General features: G+C 63.7%; 11 protein-coding genes. 7 read left to right on the top strand and 4 right to left on the bottom strand.

All coding sequences use genetic code 11. The features are described from left to right. Positions 1 to 10: 10 nt before the first annotated feature. A complete protein-coding gene (locus VLU25_07495) occupies positions 11 to 1,711 on the top strand; it encodes a CRTAC1 family protein (protein ID HSR67769.1) in 1,701 nt (566 codons plus the stop codon). A gap of 227 nt (positions 1,712 to 1,938) precedes the next feature. Here VLU25_07495 and VLU25_07490 read toward each other — a convergent pair whose 3' ends face one another. Both VLU25_07490 and VLU25_07485 read right to left on the bottom strand, forming a co-directional pair. Next, positions 1,939 to 2,388: a nuclear transport factor 2 family protein gene (locus VLU25_07490; GenBank protein ID HSR67768.1), complete on the bottom strand. Its 450-nt coding sequence runs from the start codon at positions 2,386 to 2,388 to the stop codon at positions 1,939 to 1,941. Positions 2,389 to 2,481: 93 nt separating this feature from the next. Continuing rightward, positions 2,482 to 4,896 carry an ABC transporter permease gene (locus VLU25_07485; GenBank protein HSR67767.1) on the bottom strand — a complete coding sequence of 805 codons (2,415 nt, stop codon included), beginning with the start codon at positions 4,894 to 4,896 and terminating at the stop codon, positions 2,482 to 2,484. A gap of 138 nt (positions 4,897 to 5,034) precedes the next feature. Between VLU25_07485 and VLU25_07480 the strand changes: the two genes are divergently transcribed. Both VLU25_07480 and VLU25_07475 read left to right on the top strand, forming a co-directional pair. Beyond that, complete coding sequence (locus VLU25_07480; GenBank protein ID HSR67766.1) at positions 5,035 to 5,895, top strand: CpsB/CapC family capsule biosynthesis tyrosine phosphatase; 861 nt, start codon at positions 5,035 to 5,037, stop codon at positions 5,893 to 5,895. Positions 5,896 to 6,109: 214 nt separating this feature from the next. Then, positions 6,110 to 8,605 (top strand): PAS domain S-box protein, encoded by a 2,496-nt coding sequence (locus VLU25_07475; protein HSR67765.1) that lies wholly within the window; start codon positions 6,110 to 6,112, stop codon positions 8,603 to 8,605. Between the two features lie 12 nt (positions 8,606 to 8,617). On the opposite strand, the gene VLU25_07470 is transcribed toward VLU25_07475, so the two are convergent. Together VLU25_07470 and VLU25_07465 are read right to left on the bottom strand one after the other, a co-directional pair. Next, positions 8,618 to 9,535, bottom strand: coding sequence for a Kdo hydroxylase family protein (locus VLU25_07470; protein ID HSR67764.1), 918 nt, complete (start codon positions 9,533 to 9,535; stop codon positions 8,618 to 8,620). 158 nt (positions 9,536 to 9,693) lie between these two features. Next, the gene (locus VLU25_07465) at positions 9,694 to 10,887 is read right to left on the bottom strand and encodes an FAD-dependent monooxygenase (protein HSR67763.1); all 1,194 of its coding nucleotides are present in this window, start codon (positions 10,885 to 10,887) and stop codon (positions 9,694 to 9,696) included. A 274-nt stretch (positions 10,888 to 11,161) separates the two neighbouring features. Here VLU25_07465 and VLU25_07460 point away from each other — a divergent pair, with 274 nt between their 5' ends. Genes VLU25_07460 through VLU25_07445 form a run of 4 tightly spaced genes read left to right on the top strand, consistent with a single transcriptional unit; the run spans position 11,162 to position 16,057 of the window. Next, positions 11,162 to 13,009, top strand: a complete 1,848-nt coding sequence (locus tag VLU25_07460; protein ID HSR67762.1) for an FAD-dependent oxidoreductase — start codon at positions 11,162 to 11,164, stop codon at positions 13,007 to 13,009. Continuing rightward, complete coding sequence (locus VLU25_07455; protein ID HSR67761.1) at positions 12,996 to 13,499, top strand: Rieske (2Fe-2S) protein; 504 nt, start codon at positions 12,996 to 12,998, stop codon at positions 13,497 to 13,499. Before VLU25_07460 ends, VLU25_07455 begins: the two co-directional genes overlap by 14 nt. A gap of 24 nt (positions 13,500 to 13,523) precedes the next feature. After that, the gene (locus tag VLU25_07450; GenBank protein ID HSR67760.1) at positions 13,524 to 14,855 is read left to right on the top strand and encodes a cytochrome b N-terminal domain-containing protein; all 1,332 of its coding nucleotides are present in this window, start codon (positions 13,524 to 13,526) and stop codon (positions 14,853 to 14,855) included. Positions 14,856 to 14,866: 11 nt separating this feature from the next. Beyond that, entirely contained in the window at positions 14,867 to 16,057 is a 1,191-nt protein-coding gene (locus VLU25_07445; protein HSR67759.1) for a c-type cytochrome, read from the top strand. Positions 16,058 to 16,077: the final 20 nt, after the last annotated feature.

The raw sequence follows: 16,077 nt of genomic DNA, 5'->3' as shown, positions 1-16,077 counted from the left end.
TGGAAGGGTGATGAGAAACAAGCGCCTGATCACGGTAATGTGCCTCTTGGTCCTGTCGGCGGCGGTTCCTGGGCAAGAGACGGACGGGAAGGTCTTCTTGGACGCCACGGTTGCCTCGGGGCTTGACTTCGTGCAACGCCACAGCGGTTCCCAGATCAAATTGCTGCCCGACATCATGGGAGGCGGGGCGGCTTTCATCGACGTCGATCAGGACGGCGACCTCGACATCTACCTGACCCAGGCCCGTCTGCTGGGCGAGGCGCCGGACCCTGCCCTTTCCGATCAGCTCTTCTTGAATGTCTCGGTCGGTGGCCAAGGTCCGCAGTTCAAGAACGTGACCGCCTCAGCCGGAATCGCCGCCACCGGATTCGGCATGGGCGTAGCCTGCGGCGACGTCGACAACGACGGTTACCCGGACCTCTACGTCACCAACTGGGGCCCCAACCAGTTGTGGATGAACAAGGGAGACGGCACCTTCCGCTTGGCCCCGGCCCAAGGCGGACTCGACGACCCCCGCTTTTCAACCTCGGCCTCCTTTTTCGACTACGACCGGGACGGTTTGCTCGACCTCTTCGTGACCAACTACGTCGACATGAGTCTGGAAAACAAGGTCGACTGCTTCGCCGACAACTCGGCTCCCGACTACTGCGGCCCCGACGCCTACAAGGCCGTCCCCGACCGCCTCTTGCGGGGCAAGGGCGGAGGCGAGTTCCAGGACGTCACTTCCCAGGCCGGCATCGACTCGGCCTTCGGGGCGGGATTGGGGGTGGTCACGGCCGATTTCAACGGCGATGGATGGATCGACATCTACGTGGCCAACGACGGCGATCCCAATCAACTGTGGATCAATCAGAAGGACGGAACCTTTCGCGACGAAGCCCTGCTGGCGGGCGTCGCCCTCAACGCCGGCGGTCAAGCGGAGGCCGGCATGGGGGTGGACGCTTCAGACTTCGACGGAGACGGCGATCCCGACATCTTCGTGACTCATCTGATGGAAGAATCCAACACCCTCTACGTCAACCAGGGCCAGGGCTTTTTCGAAGACGGCACCATCGCCTCAGGACTGCATCTGCCCAGCCTGCCCTACACCGCTTTCGGAACCGCCTTTCTGGACTATGACAACGACGGGAATCCCGATCTGCTTTCCCTCAACGGAGCGGTGCGCGTCGATCAGCGCTTGCTGGCCGCCGGAGATCCCTTCCCGCTGGGCCAGCCCAACCAACTCTTCCGCAACACGGGCGGGGGCCGTTTCGAGGATGTCAGCCGCCATGCGGGAGAGGCTTTCCAGCTCTCGGAAGTGAGCCGGGGAGCGGCCTTGGGCGACGTCGACAACGACGGCGACACCGACCTGCTGGTCGGAAACGTCAACGGTCCGGCCCGGCTCTTGATCAACCAGGTCGGCACCCGCCAGTCCTGGATCGGCTTGCGGCTGCTGGGACGGGGCGGACGCGACATGCTGGGGGCTCAGGTCACCGTCCGTCCTTCTCAAGGCACGCCGCTGGTCCGCCAGAGCCGAAGCGACGGAAGCTACTGCTCTTGCCGGGATCCCCGCGTACTGGTGGGACTGGGGGCGAGAAAAGGCCCTTTCAAGGCCGAGATCCTGTGGCCGGACGGGTCACGCGAGAGCTTCGGCGACCTGGCTTCACAGCGCTATCACACCTTGCGTCAGGGAGAGGGGCAGGGGGTGCGGGAAAGCACCGGTGCCCGATAGGGCGTGGGGGGTCAGGGTCAGGCGGACCTGGTAAGGTTTTCATCATGTCCCGTTGGATCTGCCCTGTTTGCGGAAACGCCATGCTGGAGCGGCGCTGCAAACTGCACTGCCGCAACTGCCGCTACAGCGAAACCTGAAGCGATCTGGGTCTGCCGGTGTGGGCGGACGAACAGCCACCAAAACCTCCGGCCCGAGAAACGGGTTCCGGCAACTGACGGCGGCGCTTCCTACTTGATCTTGACCGGCTGAGGAGCCGGTTCGATGGCGTGATCGGGCTGGCTGCTGTTCCAAATCGACCGGACCACCATCCAACGCCCCTCTCGGCATCGCCAGATGCGCATGTACTTGTAAGAGTAAGTGGCGGCGGGATCGAGCGCGGCGCCGACAGACTTGGGCGAGGCGGTTCCCACGCCGCGTCCCCGTTCAAAAGCCCATTTCCCGGTGACCACCAACTCGTCGATCACCAGTTCGGTCCTCTGATCGACCTCATCGAAGAAGGCCTGCAGTTCGTCAACGTCGCCCCTGCCTACGGTGAGAGGCTGCTCGGGGTTCATGGCGATGCGGTCGGGCGCGATGTTTTCCAGGAAAGCGGCGGCATCGCCCCGATTGTAGGCTTGAACTTGCTTCTTGATCAACCGCCGGATTGCCTGTTCAGCGGATTCGGGCTTGCCGTCCATGCATCCCTTTCTGCCTTGAACTTGAGCGCCCCGAAGACTCCAGGTTACTAGCTTGGTTATGCTCCCGCAAAACACGCGCGAGGGCCGAACTGCTCAGGGCGCGCGCAGCACCTCCTGAGGGTCGATGCGGGTGGCCCGCAGCGCAGGGCGCAGGCAGGCCAGCATGGCCACGCCTGTCAGAAGCGCGGCGGCCAGAAGATAGGAAACGGGATCGAGAGGGCTGATCTCGAAGAGGCGCTCCGAGAGTAAGCGCGTGAGCAACAGGGAAGCTGGAATCCCGATGACGAGTCCCAGCAGCAGCAGGCGCGCGCCCTGAGCCAGGATCATGCCCAGGACTCGCGAGCGGGGCGCTCCCAGCGCCATGCGCAGGCCCATTTCCCAGGTCCGGGCGGCGACCTGATAAGACACGACTCCGTAAACCCCCACCGCCGCCAGCAGTACCGCCAACACGGCGAAGGAAGCCGTCAGACGCATGAAAAAGCGGTCGGGCGCCACCGACTGCTGAAGCAAGTCCTCCAGGCGCTGAAGAGAGGTTACCGGCACGTTGCCGTCGATCCCGGCCACTTCGCTGCGCAACAGGCGGGCCACCGTCTCGGAAGGCGCCGAGGAGCGCACGACCAGATTCATGTTGCGGGCGGGAAAGAGGCTCTGTGGAAGATACATTTCAGGACGCGGCGCGGACTGCAGCGAATTGTGGCGCACGCCTTTGACCACTCCGACGATTTCCACCTCGCGTCGGCCCAGCAGCAGCCTTTCCCCCACCGCCTGGCGCGGCTCCAGGGCCGGAAAGTAGCGCTCCACCAGGGCGTCGCTGACGATGACCACCGAGGCGTTGCTGTCGCGGTCGGCGGCCTCGAATTCGCGCCCGGCCAGCAGTTGCAGACCAAGGGTGCGGAAATAGCCGGGAGTGACCTGGCGATACCAGGCCGTCGGCTGGTCCTCTCCGGACCCCTCCTGAGGACGTCCGGGGATGTCGAAACCTGTGTCGGTATCGGCCCCGCTGAGAGGAAGCACCGAGATGGCAGCCGCCTCTTCCACTTCCCCCCGAGCCTGCAGACGCTGCAAGAGCTGGTCCCAGAAGGCGTTGATGGCGGGGGGGTCGGGAAAGCGGTCGGGGGTGAGCGAGAGCTGCAAGGCCATGACGCGATGGGGACGAAAACCCACGTCGACGCTCATAAGGCGGTCGAAGCTGCGCACCAGCAACACGGCCACCACCAGCAGCAGCACCGCCATGGCCATTTCCCCGGTCACCAGCACGCTCCTCATCCAACTCCCCGCCGAGGTGCCTCCCGAGCGGTTGCCTTCCTGCAAGACTTGCGAGACGTCGGTTCGGGAAGCGGTGCGGGCGGGGACGATTCCGAACACCAATCCCGTCAGCAATGAGACGGCGGCGGTGAAGAGCACCACCCTCCAGTCGAGTTGCACGGCCTCGAGACGAGGAATAAGGGGAGGCGCCAGAGCCGTCAAGGCTTGTACGCCCAGCCAGGCCAAAAGGAGTCCGCCTACCCCGCCCAGCAGCCCCAGCAGGGTACTCTCGGCCAGCAGTTGGGCTACCAGCTCGCCCCGGCGGGCGCCCATGGCGGAGCGGACTGCCATCTCCCGTGAACGCGCGGCGGAACGGCTCAGCATCAGTCCGGCCACATTGGCGCAGGCGATGAGCAGCACCACCGCCACCACTCCCAGAAGCACCCAAAGCGCCTGGCGTGCCGGCGCCACCAGTTGGTCGAGGAGGGGCACGACCTGTATGCGCACGCCTTCATTCTCGGGGAACTGAGAGCCGATGCGCGCCATCATGGCGTCCAGTTCCTGCTTGGCTGCATCCACCCCGACTCCGGCCTTGAGACGGGCCACGCAGCGCAGGAAGAAATTGCCCCGGCGTGCCTGTGCCGGATCGAGCCTGAGGGTGGCCCACAGATCTGGAGCCGGTCCCAAAGGGGTGCGGAAGCCCTCCGGCAAAATGCCCACTACGGTCATCATCTCACCATTGATGCTGAGGCGCTCGCCGACCGCCTCGCTCCTCGAGCCCAACCTGCGTTTCCAAAACGCCGATGAGAGCAAGACCACCGGCTCGGCGCCAGGCTGATCGTCGGAACGCCGAAAGTCGCGTCCCGCCACCGGCTCGACTCCAAAGGTGGCCATGTAGTCCCAGGAAACCATGCCCATGACCAACCGTTCCGCTTCGCCCTCGATCAACAGGTTGGCAGGCTGAAATCCCCAAGCCGACATGGTTTCGAAGGAATCGCTGCCTTGCTTCCACTCCAGGAAGTTAGGGACCTCGATCCACTCTTGTTGGGGGCCGCCCCGCGATGAGAAGTCCTCCCACAGGGTGACGATGCGATGAGAATCGGGAAAAGGCAGGGGTTTGAGGAGGATTCCGTCAACCACGCTGAATATGGCGCTGTTGGCTCCGATTCCAAGCGCCAAAGTAAGCACGATGACGAGGCTGGTCAGGGGGCTGCTCCACAAGGCTCTGCGAGCATAGCGGAAGTTACGGATCAGGCCTTCCATTCGAATGTCCGTTTCTTACGTTCTGCGCCCGGCGAGCCGCAAACATCCACTATAGGGCAGGATGAGGCAAAAGAAAAGAGCATTTCTCGCCGTGGGGACGACCGGCAAGGCAGAGTATGGTAAAAGCGCAACAAGAGCATGCGCTTGAAGGAGTACCTCGAGGGGAGTAAAGCCGCCCGTCCCGAATACGGCTTCGTCGACCTGCACGGTCATCTGATTCCGGCCGTGGACGACGGGCCCCGCAGTCTTGCCGAGGCGCTGGAACTGCTGCGCGGCGCTCACCGCCATTCGACCCGCCAAGCGGTAGCCACGCCTCACGCCTTTACCTCCAAGTGGGGGCTGGCCGATCCCGCTGAGGTGGTCAAGGCCTTTACCCGTTTCCGCCGCCAACTGCAAGCCAGGAAAAGCGATCCGCGCTACCGCTTCCTCGACTCGATGGCAATCTCGGCGGGAGCCGAAAACAAGGTCTGCCCGCGCTTCCAGCGTGCCCTTCAGAAGAGACGCGTGATGACCCTCAACGGCAGCCGCTATGTCCTCACCGAGTTCCACTCCTACCGGGATGAAGGGGAATTGGACGGCGCGCTTGGAGTCATCTGGGGCGCCGGATTGATTCCCGTGTTGGCTCATCCTGAGCGGTTGGTTTCGCGCCGCCGCTGCCGGGAACTCTTTCCCCGCCTGGCCCGAGACGGCTGCCTCTTTCAACTCAACGCGCCCAGCCTGAGCGGAACCTTCGGGCCGGAGGCGCGCCGCAACGCACTCCACCTGCTGCGCCATCTCCCCCAGTCCTGCCTGATCGCCTCCGACGGTCACCGGCCCCGCACCCGTCCCCTCAAGCTGCTCGACACCTGGCGCAACCTTTCGCAGGAATACAGCGCCCAGCAGGTCAGGAACTGGATGCACCTGTTCCCTTCGCGAATCCTTCTCAATCAAGACCTGAAGGAGGGACGGGAACTCGATTCCTTGCCCCAAGACTTCCCGCAAGCCGCCTCATTCCCTTAAGCCAGGCAAGATTTTTGCCGAAAAGCTGGCAAAAGGAGGCACACTGTATCTAGGGAGCAGCCTCATACCGCCGGGAGCATTGGCCCTTCACCGCGGTCACTGAAACTTGGCGCGACGTGCGTGAATTGTTAGCCACCTAGTGGCCCTCGGGAGAGGACGCAGTCGAGCGGCTCGCTCCTTGGGGCAGCGAAGCGGAACAGCACTGAATGGAAGCATGAACGGTATCCAGAGCCGGGAACTCGGCAATCTCAGTCGCGCCCAGTTCGCCTTCAAGGGCGAGCGCTGGGGAGAGTTGCGCGAGGGCTCGCTGCTGGCTGGAGGCGTCTATCTGGCGGGCTTCGTCCTGTTCGATCTGCTGGGACGCAGCGCCGAAATCTGGCCCGGAGTAGGCGTGTGGGCCCCGGCGGCCGGCTTGAGCCTGGCTGTGCTCTTGGCTTTCGGGCTGCGCTGGACGCCTCTGGTGGCCTTGGCCTATTTCTTCTCGGCCCTGACTTCGGGGCCGGGAACCGCCCATCTGGCCCAGTCGCTTTTGTGGTCCGCGGGGGCCGCCTTGGCCGTGAGCGCCGGCGCCTGGGTTCTCATGCTGCGTCTGGGCTGGGACGCCCGGCTGCGCCAAATGCGCGACTTGGTCCTTTTCCTCTTTGTCATCGCCTTTTTATCGCTGTTGCTGGCCCTCCTGAAAATCGGAGTGCTCAGCACCATGGGGGCGGACTACGGGATGGAAGGCCTGCGAATCCCGGTGATGTCGTGGGCGGCGGAAGCCCTGGGCTTGCTGCTGGTCACTCCCTTTCTGCTCCTCGTCTTCTTTCCGGGAGTGCGCAAGGTGGCGGGAAGGCGCCTCACACGCCAGTCACTCGCTTCTCGCTCGCCAAACGTCTGGTTGCACGCCTGCAGTCTGACCGCGGTGACCGCCTTCACGCTCTGGCTGGTGCTCTTCCTTACTTCTCCGGCCAAGACCTCACTGGGGCATCTGATCTTCCTGCCCTTGATCTGGGGCGCACTGCGCTTCGGACTGGAAGGCGCCGCTACCTTGCTGCCCGGCATCGGCCTGGCTTCCCTCTTCTCCAGCTCTTCCTACGGGCTGCAGGGTCCTCACGTCGACGAGGCGCAGGCACTGCTGCTCACGCTGGGCTTGACGGGCCTGGTGCTGGGCGCGGTGGTTTCACAGCGTCATCGGGTGCTGCACCAGTTGGGTATCGAGAAAGCCTACTTGGAACAACTCTTCCAAAGCGCTCCCGAAGCCGTCGTCATCGTCGACAACCAGAGCCGTATCCTGCGAGCTAACGCCGAATTCACCCGCATGTTCGGCTATGAACAAGAGGAATACCTGAACCGCCGCGTCGATCATCTGATCGTACCCGCCGATTTTCGCGAAGAGGCCCTGACGGTGACCGGCAAAATCATGAACGAAGGCAGCGTCAGCCTTGAAACCGTGCGCCGCCGCAAAGACGGCAAGATGATCAACGTCTCGATTCTGGGCACTCCCATCAAGGTCGATGGAGGGCAGGTGGCGGTATACGGCATCTATCGCGACATCACGGAGAGGCGCGAACTTGAAGAGCAACTGCGCCAGTCGCAAAAGATGGAAGCGGTGGGACGCCTGGCGGGCGGCATCGCCCACGACTTCAACAACCTGCTTACGGCCGTGCTCGGCTACAGCGACCTGCTGAGGGAAAACAAGTCGACACCGGCGCGATTCGATCACTACGTCGAAGAGATCCGCAAAGCGGCTGACCGGGCCAAGTCCCTGACCAGCCAACTGCTGGCTTTCTCGCGCAAGCAGGTTCTCTCCCCGAAGGTGGTTTCGTTGAGCGAGATCGTCTCAAACATCGAGCCGATGCTTCGCAGGCTGCTGGGAGAGCGCATCGAAATCAAGATGACGCTGGACAGGCACGCCGACCGGGTCGAAGCCGACCCCGGCCAGATCGAGCAGGTCATCGTCAATCTGGCCGTCAACGCAGGCGATGCCATGGACGGCGCCGGCAACATCAGCCTCAGGGTTAAGCCCATTTGCCTGGACGAGGCCTACTCGCAACGCCACAGCATTCTTCCGGGACAATACGTGCTGCTGGAGTTCCAGGATGACGGATGCGGCATGCCTGCCAATGTCCAGCACCGGGCCTTCGAACCCTTCTTCACGACCAAGGAACCGGGCAAGGGGACAGGTCTGGGACTGGCCACCGTTTACGGCATCGTCAAGCAAAGCGGCGGACATATCGACCTGCGCAGCAACAGCGGCCAGGGAAGCTGCTTCAGCATCTATTTCCCCCAGGTGACCGACCAGCCGGCGCTGGGCAGAGTGAGGCCTCAGGCCAGGGACGACTCCACTCGAGCAACCGTCCTGCTGGTGGAGGACGAGGAGGGCATTCGGGAATTGATCGCGGAGGTGCTGCGCGAGAACGGCTTGCGGGTGCTGGAAGCCCGCAACGGCTCCCACGCCCTGCTCATGGCCGAAGCCTACGGGGGAGTCATCGACTTGCTGCTGACCGATGTGGTCATGCCCGAAATGAGCGGCCGCGAACTCTCTCACCGGCTGCAAGCTCAACGCTCCGGCATCCTCACCTTGTTTATGTCGGGCTACACGGGACGCGATCTGATGCGCGAGCACGATCTTCCCATCGACGATTTCATTCAGAAGCCTTTCGCACCCTCCGACCTGCTCGAAAAAGTGACTTCTCTGCTCCCCCGTCACGACAGTCAGGCCGTTTGAAGACCCGCCCCCTCAGGCGCTCAAGGGAGCGCGGCCACTCACTCTCTGCAAGATTTCAAGGGGAGCCTGAGCCGGATCGACCAGCGACTTGCGGGCCACCATGAAGGTTTGCTCCAGCGCATACTGACCGGAGAGGGCGGCGTGGGCCACCCGGTCGGTAAAAACCATCCAGCAGGAGCCGGGCGGGAACTCCAGGTGGATCTTGGGCGTGGTGTCCTGAAACTCGCGGTCTTCCTTCATGGCATGGTGCAGGCGCAGCATGAAGTCGTCATAAGGGGGACGCGCCGCCACGGGCAGGCCAACCGCCTTGCCGGCCTTGAGCAACGAGTAGCGAAGCCGGGTCCAGCCCTCCAGGGGCGAGGGGTAGTCGAGTCCGCCGCGGGAAGTGAAGCGTTCAACCAACTCCTGGTAGGAACTGGTGGTGATCCAGCGGCGTGACTCCTGCGGATTGATGTTGGTGAAAAAGCGCAAGATCAAGTCGCCGTTAGTGGGGCGGGTGGGAAAGTTGTCGAGGTGGAGCAAGTCGTTGCGGGCCCGCCGGCGCAGGTTGCGTCCCTTTTCCTGAAAGGGGCGGAAGCTGGCGTAATCGAGCCTCCAGTGCCCGGCATAGGGCGCCAGGAAACCGCCCAGGAACTGCTGCACGCTGTTGGAATAGCGCCGCATGATCTGGTGCAGGCGGCGGGAATCGTCCGCCGACAACCCGGCCGCTCCCGTGACCTTGTCGCTCAGGGGACGGTAAGCGATGTTCTTGTGAAACTGGGCCGAGGTCTGCTTCTGTTGCAGCAGGAACTGGCGGTCCGAGTCTGGGAATTCGAACGGAGTACGGGGAAAGAAGACGATCTTTCCCTCCTCCAGCCAACTGCAGTGGCGACGGGCCGCCTCAGGGCCCGCCTGAGGACTCTCGACACTGACGATGACGTCCTTTTCCATGGCCCCCGAGTGTATCACCGGCGCCCCCGGCGAATGAAGGAGGCGGGGCTGCTGCCTCGTTAGATATAGCGAGCGGCCGCATACCGCCGAGAGCAATTAGGCCTCCAGGGCGGTTGCTGAAACTTGATTGGTGTGAACTTGTTGGCCACCTAGTGGCCCTAGAAGCCCATGACCAGGCGCAGCTTGTCGGTCCATGCCAGCGCCGCCGGGGGGCCGTCCTGGGCGGCTTGGGCCAGAATCTTGCGGCGCAGATCCAGATTGCGGTTCAGGGAGCGCAGGGTGCGGCGGGCCAGGAAAGGATGGCGCAGCGCCGAAATGAGGTCTTCGGCCATCCGGTAGGCAGGCAGAAAGTACTCGTTTCGACGGCGGCTGAAATCGCTCAGGTCGGCCTCATCGAGGCGTCCCTCCGGCAGCCTCCGGGCCAGCAGGTCGGCGGCCAGGCGGGCGTCTTTGAGAGCGATGCTCATACCCTGTCCGGTCACCGGATCGACGGCCCCGGCCGCATCTCCCAGGAGCAGCAAACGGCGCCCATGACAGCGCTCCAGGCGCTGGCCCAGGGGGGCGGCGGCCTGCACCTGTGAAGGCGTCCGCGAGCCTTCGAGTTCAGCCTGCAAACGGGGGAAACCGTCCAGCAACCGCAGGAAGGACTGGGGCTTGGCGCCTCCCAGAGGACTCCCGCGATGATGCAGCAGCATGGTGACCAGCGCTCCGCCCTGGGGCTGGGGAGCCACGTAGGCTTCGCCCGCGCGATGGCAGTGGACGTCCACCATGGTGGTATCGCCCCGGTAGCGGTCGAAGCGGGCCCGCAAGGCGAAGCGGCGATGGCGGGCGATATGTCGCTTGATGGCGAAGCGGCGGGGCAGGCGGGAACGGATTCCGTTGGCGCCGATAAGCAGGCGTCCTTGGATGGTGCGGCGTCCGCCGCGGCGGCGGATGCACACCTCCACACCTGATCGATTCACCCGCACCGAGTCGGCCTGGGTCTCCTGCATCCACTCCACGCCGGGACTCTCGGCGGCGAATTCAGCCAGCGCGCCGTCCAGCGCCAGGCGGGGAAACGCGCGGCCCCGCAGATCCGGCGAGATGAGGGAAAAATCCAGCTCGACTGTGGCCCCGCTCTCGGCTTCGATAAAGCGTATGCCCTGGAATGACTGTCCGCAGGTGAGGCGCGCCAAGACTCCCATCTCACGCAGGATGCCCACGCCGGCCGGCATCAGTCCTTCACCGCACACCTTGTCGCGGGGAAAGCGGGCCTTGTCGAGCAGGGCGATGCGCAAGCCTTGCCTGGCCAGCAAGGCGGCGGCAGCCGCCCCCGCCACGCTCGCACCCACAATCACGGCGTCGTAGCGCATCCTTCGATGGTACACGAGAGAAGAGGAAAGGACCCGCAGGCGGTTGGCCGGCATAAACCAGATGGGGCTTAGACCCCACCTCTCAGGCATTTGGCGCAGCAGCGGCCAATCGCACATGCCACCAGCGACAGTGGCGGAAGGGCCGGTCCCGAGCGGGGCGCCCCAGACGCAAAGCGCTCTCTCAGCAGGCAAGCGAGGCTGGCACACGCGTTGCTTCGCTTGAACCTCGATGGTCCATGCAAGGCTTCCAAGTGTTGACTATTGGCTGGGCCGCGTGCCTTGTCAGATGGCCTGCCCCGTCAAGACGGATTGCGGCCGCTATGTCCAACTGATCGCCGAGGGCAATGACCGCAAGGCCTACTTGACGGCCCGCTCGCCCAATCCCATGGCCTCGGTGTGCGGACGCATCTGCGCCGCTCCTTGCGAGGACTTCTGCCGCCGAAAAACCGTGGATGCTCCCCTCACCATCCGTGCCCTCAAGCGCTTCGTAACCGAGCGCTTCGGAGTGGAGTCGCCCCATTCAGGGACATTCAAGGAGTTGTTCCAAGGCCGTTTGCCGGAAGGCAACCGCTGGCCCGGACACCTGCCGGAAGCCCCCGCCCCCGCGCCCTCGGGCCGGAGAGTGGCCGTCATCGGGGCCGGTCCTGCCGGTCTTTCCTGCGCCCACGACCTGGCGGTGATGGGACATCAAGTGACCATCTTCGAGGCCTCTCAGCGAGCCGGAGGCATGGCCTTCCACGGAATTCCCGAGTTCCGGCTCCCCAGTACCCTGCTCGACCGCGAAATCGGCGCCATCGAAGAGATGGGAGTTGAAATCCGCTACAACACGCCTCTGACTGAGGAAATGGGTCTGGCGCAACTCAAGGCACAGGGATTTGAGGCCTTCTTCATCTCGGTCGGCGCTCAAAAGGGGCGCCTGCTGGACTGTCCCGGCAGCGAGTTGGACGGGGTGGTGCGGGCTGTCGACTACCTGCTCAACATCAACAACGGCTTCCGTATCCCCAGGGCCAAGAAAGTCCTGGTGGTCGGCGGCGGGTTCGTGGCCTTCGACGCCGCCCGCATGGCCTTGCGGGCAGGAGCCGGAGAAGAGCCGGAGGCAGGCGCGGAGGGAGGAGACATTAAAACCGCTCTGGACGCCGCCCGCCTGGCAGCGCGCGCCGGAGCCGAAGTCACCCTGGCCAGCCTGGAGAGCTATGAGGAAATGCCCGTCACCCGCAGCGAGCAGGGACGGGAAGAATTCGAAGAAGCGCTGCGCGAAGGCATCCGATACCTGCCCCAGCGCAGCGTGACCCGCTTCCAAGGGGAGAAGCGCGTCGAACGGGTCCAGATGATCGGCGTCAAGCGCACTTACGACGAGGAGGGCCGCTTCGCCCCCGTGATGGACGACTCGATCCATGACGAGGCTGAAGCCGATCTGGTCATCCAGGCCATCGGACAGCAGGTGGACGTCGGCTTCCTGCGTCCTCAGGATGGAGTGGAGCTGACGCCCTCGGGCGCCATCAAGGTCGATCCCGAAACCCTGGCCACCAGCGCGCCGGACGTTTTCGCAGGGGGCGACGCGGCCTTCGGGCCCCGCAACCTGATCGAAGCGGTGGCCAACGGAAAGCAGGCCGCGGCAAGCATCGACGCTTTTCTCGACTCGGACTTGCAGGCCGCTCAGCCCTCCTTCGTATTCCGCTTCGAAAAGATCCCTACGCGGCGCTTCCAGCGCACTCCAGGCTACGAACAGATCGGCCGCAGGCCGCCGCCGACCACCGACCTCGACCGTCGCAGCGGCGTCAGCGAGGTGGAGACCGGCTACGCCGAGGAGGAGGCGCGCCTTCAAGGGGAACGCTGCCTCCACTGCCACGTCCAGACCATCTACGACCCGGTCAAGTGCGTTCTCTGCAACCGATGCGTCGATATCTGCCCGGTAGACTGCCTCAAACTGGTCCCGCTGGAAGAACTGGATATGCCACCCGAGCAGATCGAGGAGGCCCGCCGGGCCGGCCAGGTGGACGAAGGCCAGGCGGCATCGGCCATGCTGAAGGACGACGACATCTGCATCCGCTGCGGACTGTGCGCCATCCGCTGTCCCACCGACGCCATGACGATGGAGGTTCTCTACTATGAGCCGCAATGAAGACCAAGAGAAAGGCCGACCCATCAAGCGCCGCCAACTGTTCAGCAAGCTGGGAGCCGGCATGGTGGGAGCTTCGCTAGGCATCCCCGTCATCATGTCGGCCCGGGCCCTGGTCCCCGACGCGCTTTACGAAAAGCCCCTCCGCTTCAAGGCGGGGCAGCCTGAACAGTTCACCCAGGGACCTACCTTCATCGCCGATCAGAACGTCTTCGTCTTCCGCGAGGACCAGGCCTTCTACTGCATCGGGGCCACCTGCACCCATCTGGGATGCACGGTGCAGATCGTCAATGTGGGACGGGGAGTTTCTCAGACCATCGAGTTTCACTGTCCTTGTCACGGCAGCAAGTTCCGCGCCGACGGAACCAACTACGCAGGCCCCGCGCCGCGCCCGCTCAGCTATTTCAGGCTGGCTCTGGCGCCTGACGACCGGCAACTGGTCGTCGACCTTTCCCAACAGGTTGAGAAGGGTTGGAGGTTGAGCTTGAGTTAGAGCCGATCAACACGGAGGGCCGACATGCCCGATACGAGAGCCCCAAATCGCAAGTTCACGCTCCGGGACCTGACCTGGACCTGGACGCCCAGAAGCGCGCGCGAAGCCGGAGATGCAGTCGTCCGCAACTTCTATCTCCACTGGTTTCCCAGCAAGGTCAACAAGCGCTCGGCGGCCACAACCTACTCCTTCTGGCTAGGGACCGTCTCAGCCTTTCTCTTCCTGCTGCTGACCCTGACGGGCGTGGTCCTGATGTTCCTCTACGTACCTTCGGTGGAACGCGCCTACGGCTCGGTCAAAGACCTTGAATACGCCGTCAGCTTCGGAGCCTTCCTGCGGGCTGTCCACCGCATAGCCGCTCACTTGATGGTGGCCGTAGTCTTTCTCCACATGGTGCGGGTTTTTCTGACCTCGGCCTACAAGAACGGAGTCATGGCCAACCAGAACCGGCCCCTCAATTGGTATCTGGGCTTGGTACTTCTGTTGCTGACCCTCCTTCTCAGCTTCACGGGATACCTGCTCCCATGGGACCAGTTGGCCTACTGGGCCATCACCGTAGGAACCAACATCGCCCGAGCCGTGCCCCTGATCGGGGAGGAACTGCGCTTTCTGCTCTTGGGGGGACACGAGATCAATCAGAATACCTTGATCCGCTTCTATGTGCTGCACTGCGTTTTTCTGCCCCTCATTCTGACCCTGATCTTCGTCTGGCACATGTGGCGCATCCACAAGGACGGCGGGCTGGCCAGCCACGATCAGACGGCCTTGCAGGAAAAGGCCGAGCCGGCCGAGCCCTCGCCCAACAAGACCTACACCCTGATGGGAGTGAGCGGAGGAACGACGGCGACGGTGCAGTCGGCGCTGGTGCGGGAAGACCGCCATCAGGTGCAGACGGTTCCCGGCCTGGTGAGGCGGCTGCTGGCGGTGGGGCTTCTGACCATGTTCGTCGCGGGAGTGCTGGCCGTATGGCTGGGAGCGCCGCTGGAAGAAGCCGCCAATCCCCAGGTGACGCCAAACCCGGCCAAAGCGCCCTGGTACTTCCTTTGGCTTCAGGAACTGGTGACGATCACGACCGTGCGTATCGGCGCATGGACCCTCAACGGCGCACTTGTGGGCGGCGTCCTGATTCCCGGACTGCTGCTGCTATGGGCCTTCTTGGTTCCTAGCCTGGACCGCAGCGGACCGTCCACCGTGGCCGTGTGGTTCCATTCCCGCCGACGCCTGGCCAATACGATTTTCTTGCTGATTTGCCTGGCGCTGGTGGTCCTGACCGTAGTGGCCACCTTCATGCGCGGGCCCTTCTGGGATTTCTACTGGCCCTGGCAACAGTGGCCCTCGCATCCCAGCCGTCTTTAGGAGACAGCACCGTGTTCTCAAAGGACCGTCCCCTGCTGTGGGCTTTCAGTTTTCTCTCCCTGCTGGTCTGCCTCTGGGTCATCTGGGACCAGGCCGCTCCCCCCTACCAGGCCTACCAGCAAGAGTTCCGCGCCCTTATCGAGGAGCGCTTCGGACCAGAGCGGGCCGCCGCCACGCCCATGGGCCTGCAGCAAGTGTGGCTTGAAGAAGCCCGGCGGGTGGACCGCTGTACGAGCTGCCATCTGGGCGTGACCTGGGAGGGCCTGGGCAACGCCCCTCAGCCTTTCAGCTCCCACCCGCCCGGCTATCTCGACAAGCATCCCGTGGAGGACTTCGGCTGCACTCTGTGTCACGGCGGCCAGGGCTTCGCCACCCGCCTGCCCGACGCCCACGGATGGGTGGCTCACTGGGAGGATCCGCTGCTGGACAGCCAGTTGGGAAAAGACTACCGCATGCAAGACGAGTGGACCTTCACGCAAATCAAGTGCAACACCTGCCACCGCTACGACAAGCAGACCGAGGGGGCCGAACAGATCAATAAAGGGAAGCGGCTGATCCGGGATAAGGGCTGCCGGGCCTGTCACGTGATCAACGAGCGGGGCGGCTCGATCGGCCCCGACCTGACCTTCGTGGGAGACAAATCGCCCGAGCACTACGACTACTCGCGCCTGACAACCATCCCTTCCTTTTTCTCCTGGCAGGTGGCGCATTTGCAGAAGCCCAAGAGCTATTCGCCGGACACGGTGATGCCCGATTTCGGCTTTAACAGCGAAGAGGCCCGCAGCATCGGGCTGCTGCTGATGAGTTGGAAGGACGTCGAACTGCCTCTGGAGATGTATCCGGGGGGAGTGATCCGGGACATACCCACCGAGGAAGAACTGGAACGCGAACGCATGATGATGGAAGGCGAGGGCCGTTTCTTCGTGGAGAACACCTGCTTCATCTGTCATGACGTGTCCAGCCTTGGGGTCGAATCGGCCACCAAGATCGGTCCCGACCTGGCCCTGGCCGTGGAGGACGCGCCCAGACGCTTCGGGCGCACCCTGGAGTCGTTTCTTCTCAATCCCACGGGAACCATGCAAGTGGTGCTTTCCAAGCAGATCGAGCTGAGCCGCGAGGAGCGGCTGGAGGCCGTACGGCTGCTGGAAATCGCCTATGAGAGATACCAGGCTCAACAAGCCGAGAGCCAAGAAGAGAATTAGCCTCAGAGGCCGAACCAAGA

The organism is Acidobacteriota bacterium (assembly GCA_035471785.1).
In the GTDB taxonomy this organism is placed as follows: domain Bacteria; phylum Acidobacteriota; class UBA6911; order RPQK01; family DATIPO01; genus JANQFM01.
This window is presented reverse-complemented; position numbering and strand designations above follow the sequence as displayed.

Coding starts and splice junctions, on each gene's coding strand:
- VLU25_07495 (HSR67769.1), top strand. CDS start 11: ATGAGAAACAAGCGCCTGATCACGGTAATGTGCCTCTTGGTCCTGTCG.
- VLU25_07490 (HSR67768.1), bottom strand. CDS start 2,388: ATGGACGGCAAGCCCGAATCCGCTGAACAGGCAATCCGGCGGTTGATC.
- VLU25_07485 (HSR67767.1), bottom strand. CDS start 4,896: ATGGAAGGCCTGATCCGTAACTTCCGCTATGCTCGCAGAGCCTTGTGG.
- VLU25_07480 (HSR67766.1), top strand. CDS start 5,035: ATGCGCTTGAAGGAGTACCTCGAGGGGAGTAAAGCCGCCCGTCCCGAA.
- VLU25_07475 (HSR67765.1), top strand. CDS start 6,110: ATGAACGGTATCCAGAGCCGGGAACTCGGCAATCTCAGTCGCGCCCAG.
- VLU25_07470 (HSR67764.1), bottom strand. CDS start 9,535: ATGGAAAAGGACGTCATCGTCAGTGTCGAGAGTCCTCAGGCGGGCCCT.
- VLU25_07465 (HSR67763.1), bottom strand. CDS start 10,887: ATGCGCTACGACGCCGTGATTGTGGGTGCGAGCGTGGCGGGGGCGGCT.
- VLU25_07455 (HSR67761.1), top strand. CDS start 12,996: ATGAGCCGCAATGAAGACCAAGAGAAAGGCCGACCCATCAAGCGCCGC.
- VLU25_07450 (HSR67760.1), top strand. CDS start 13,524: ATGCCCGATACGAGAGCCCCAAATCGCAAGTTCACGCTCCGGGACCTG.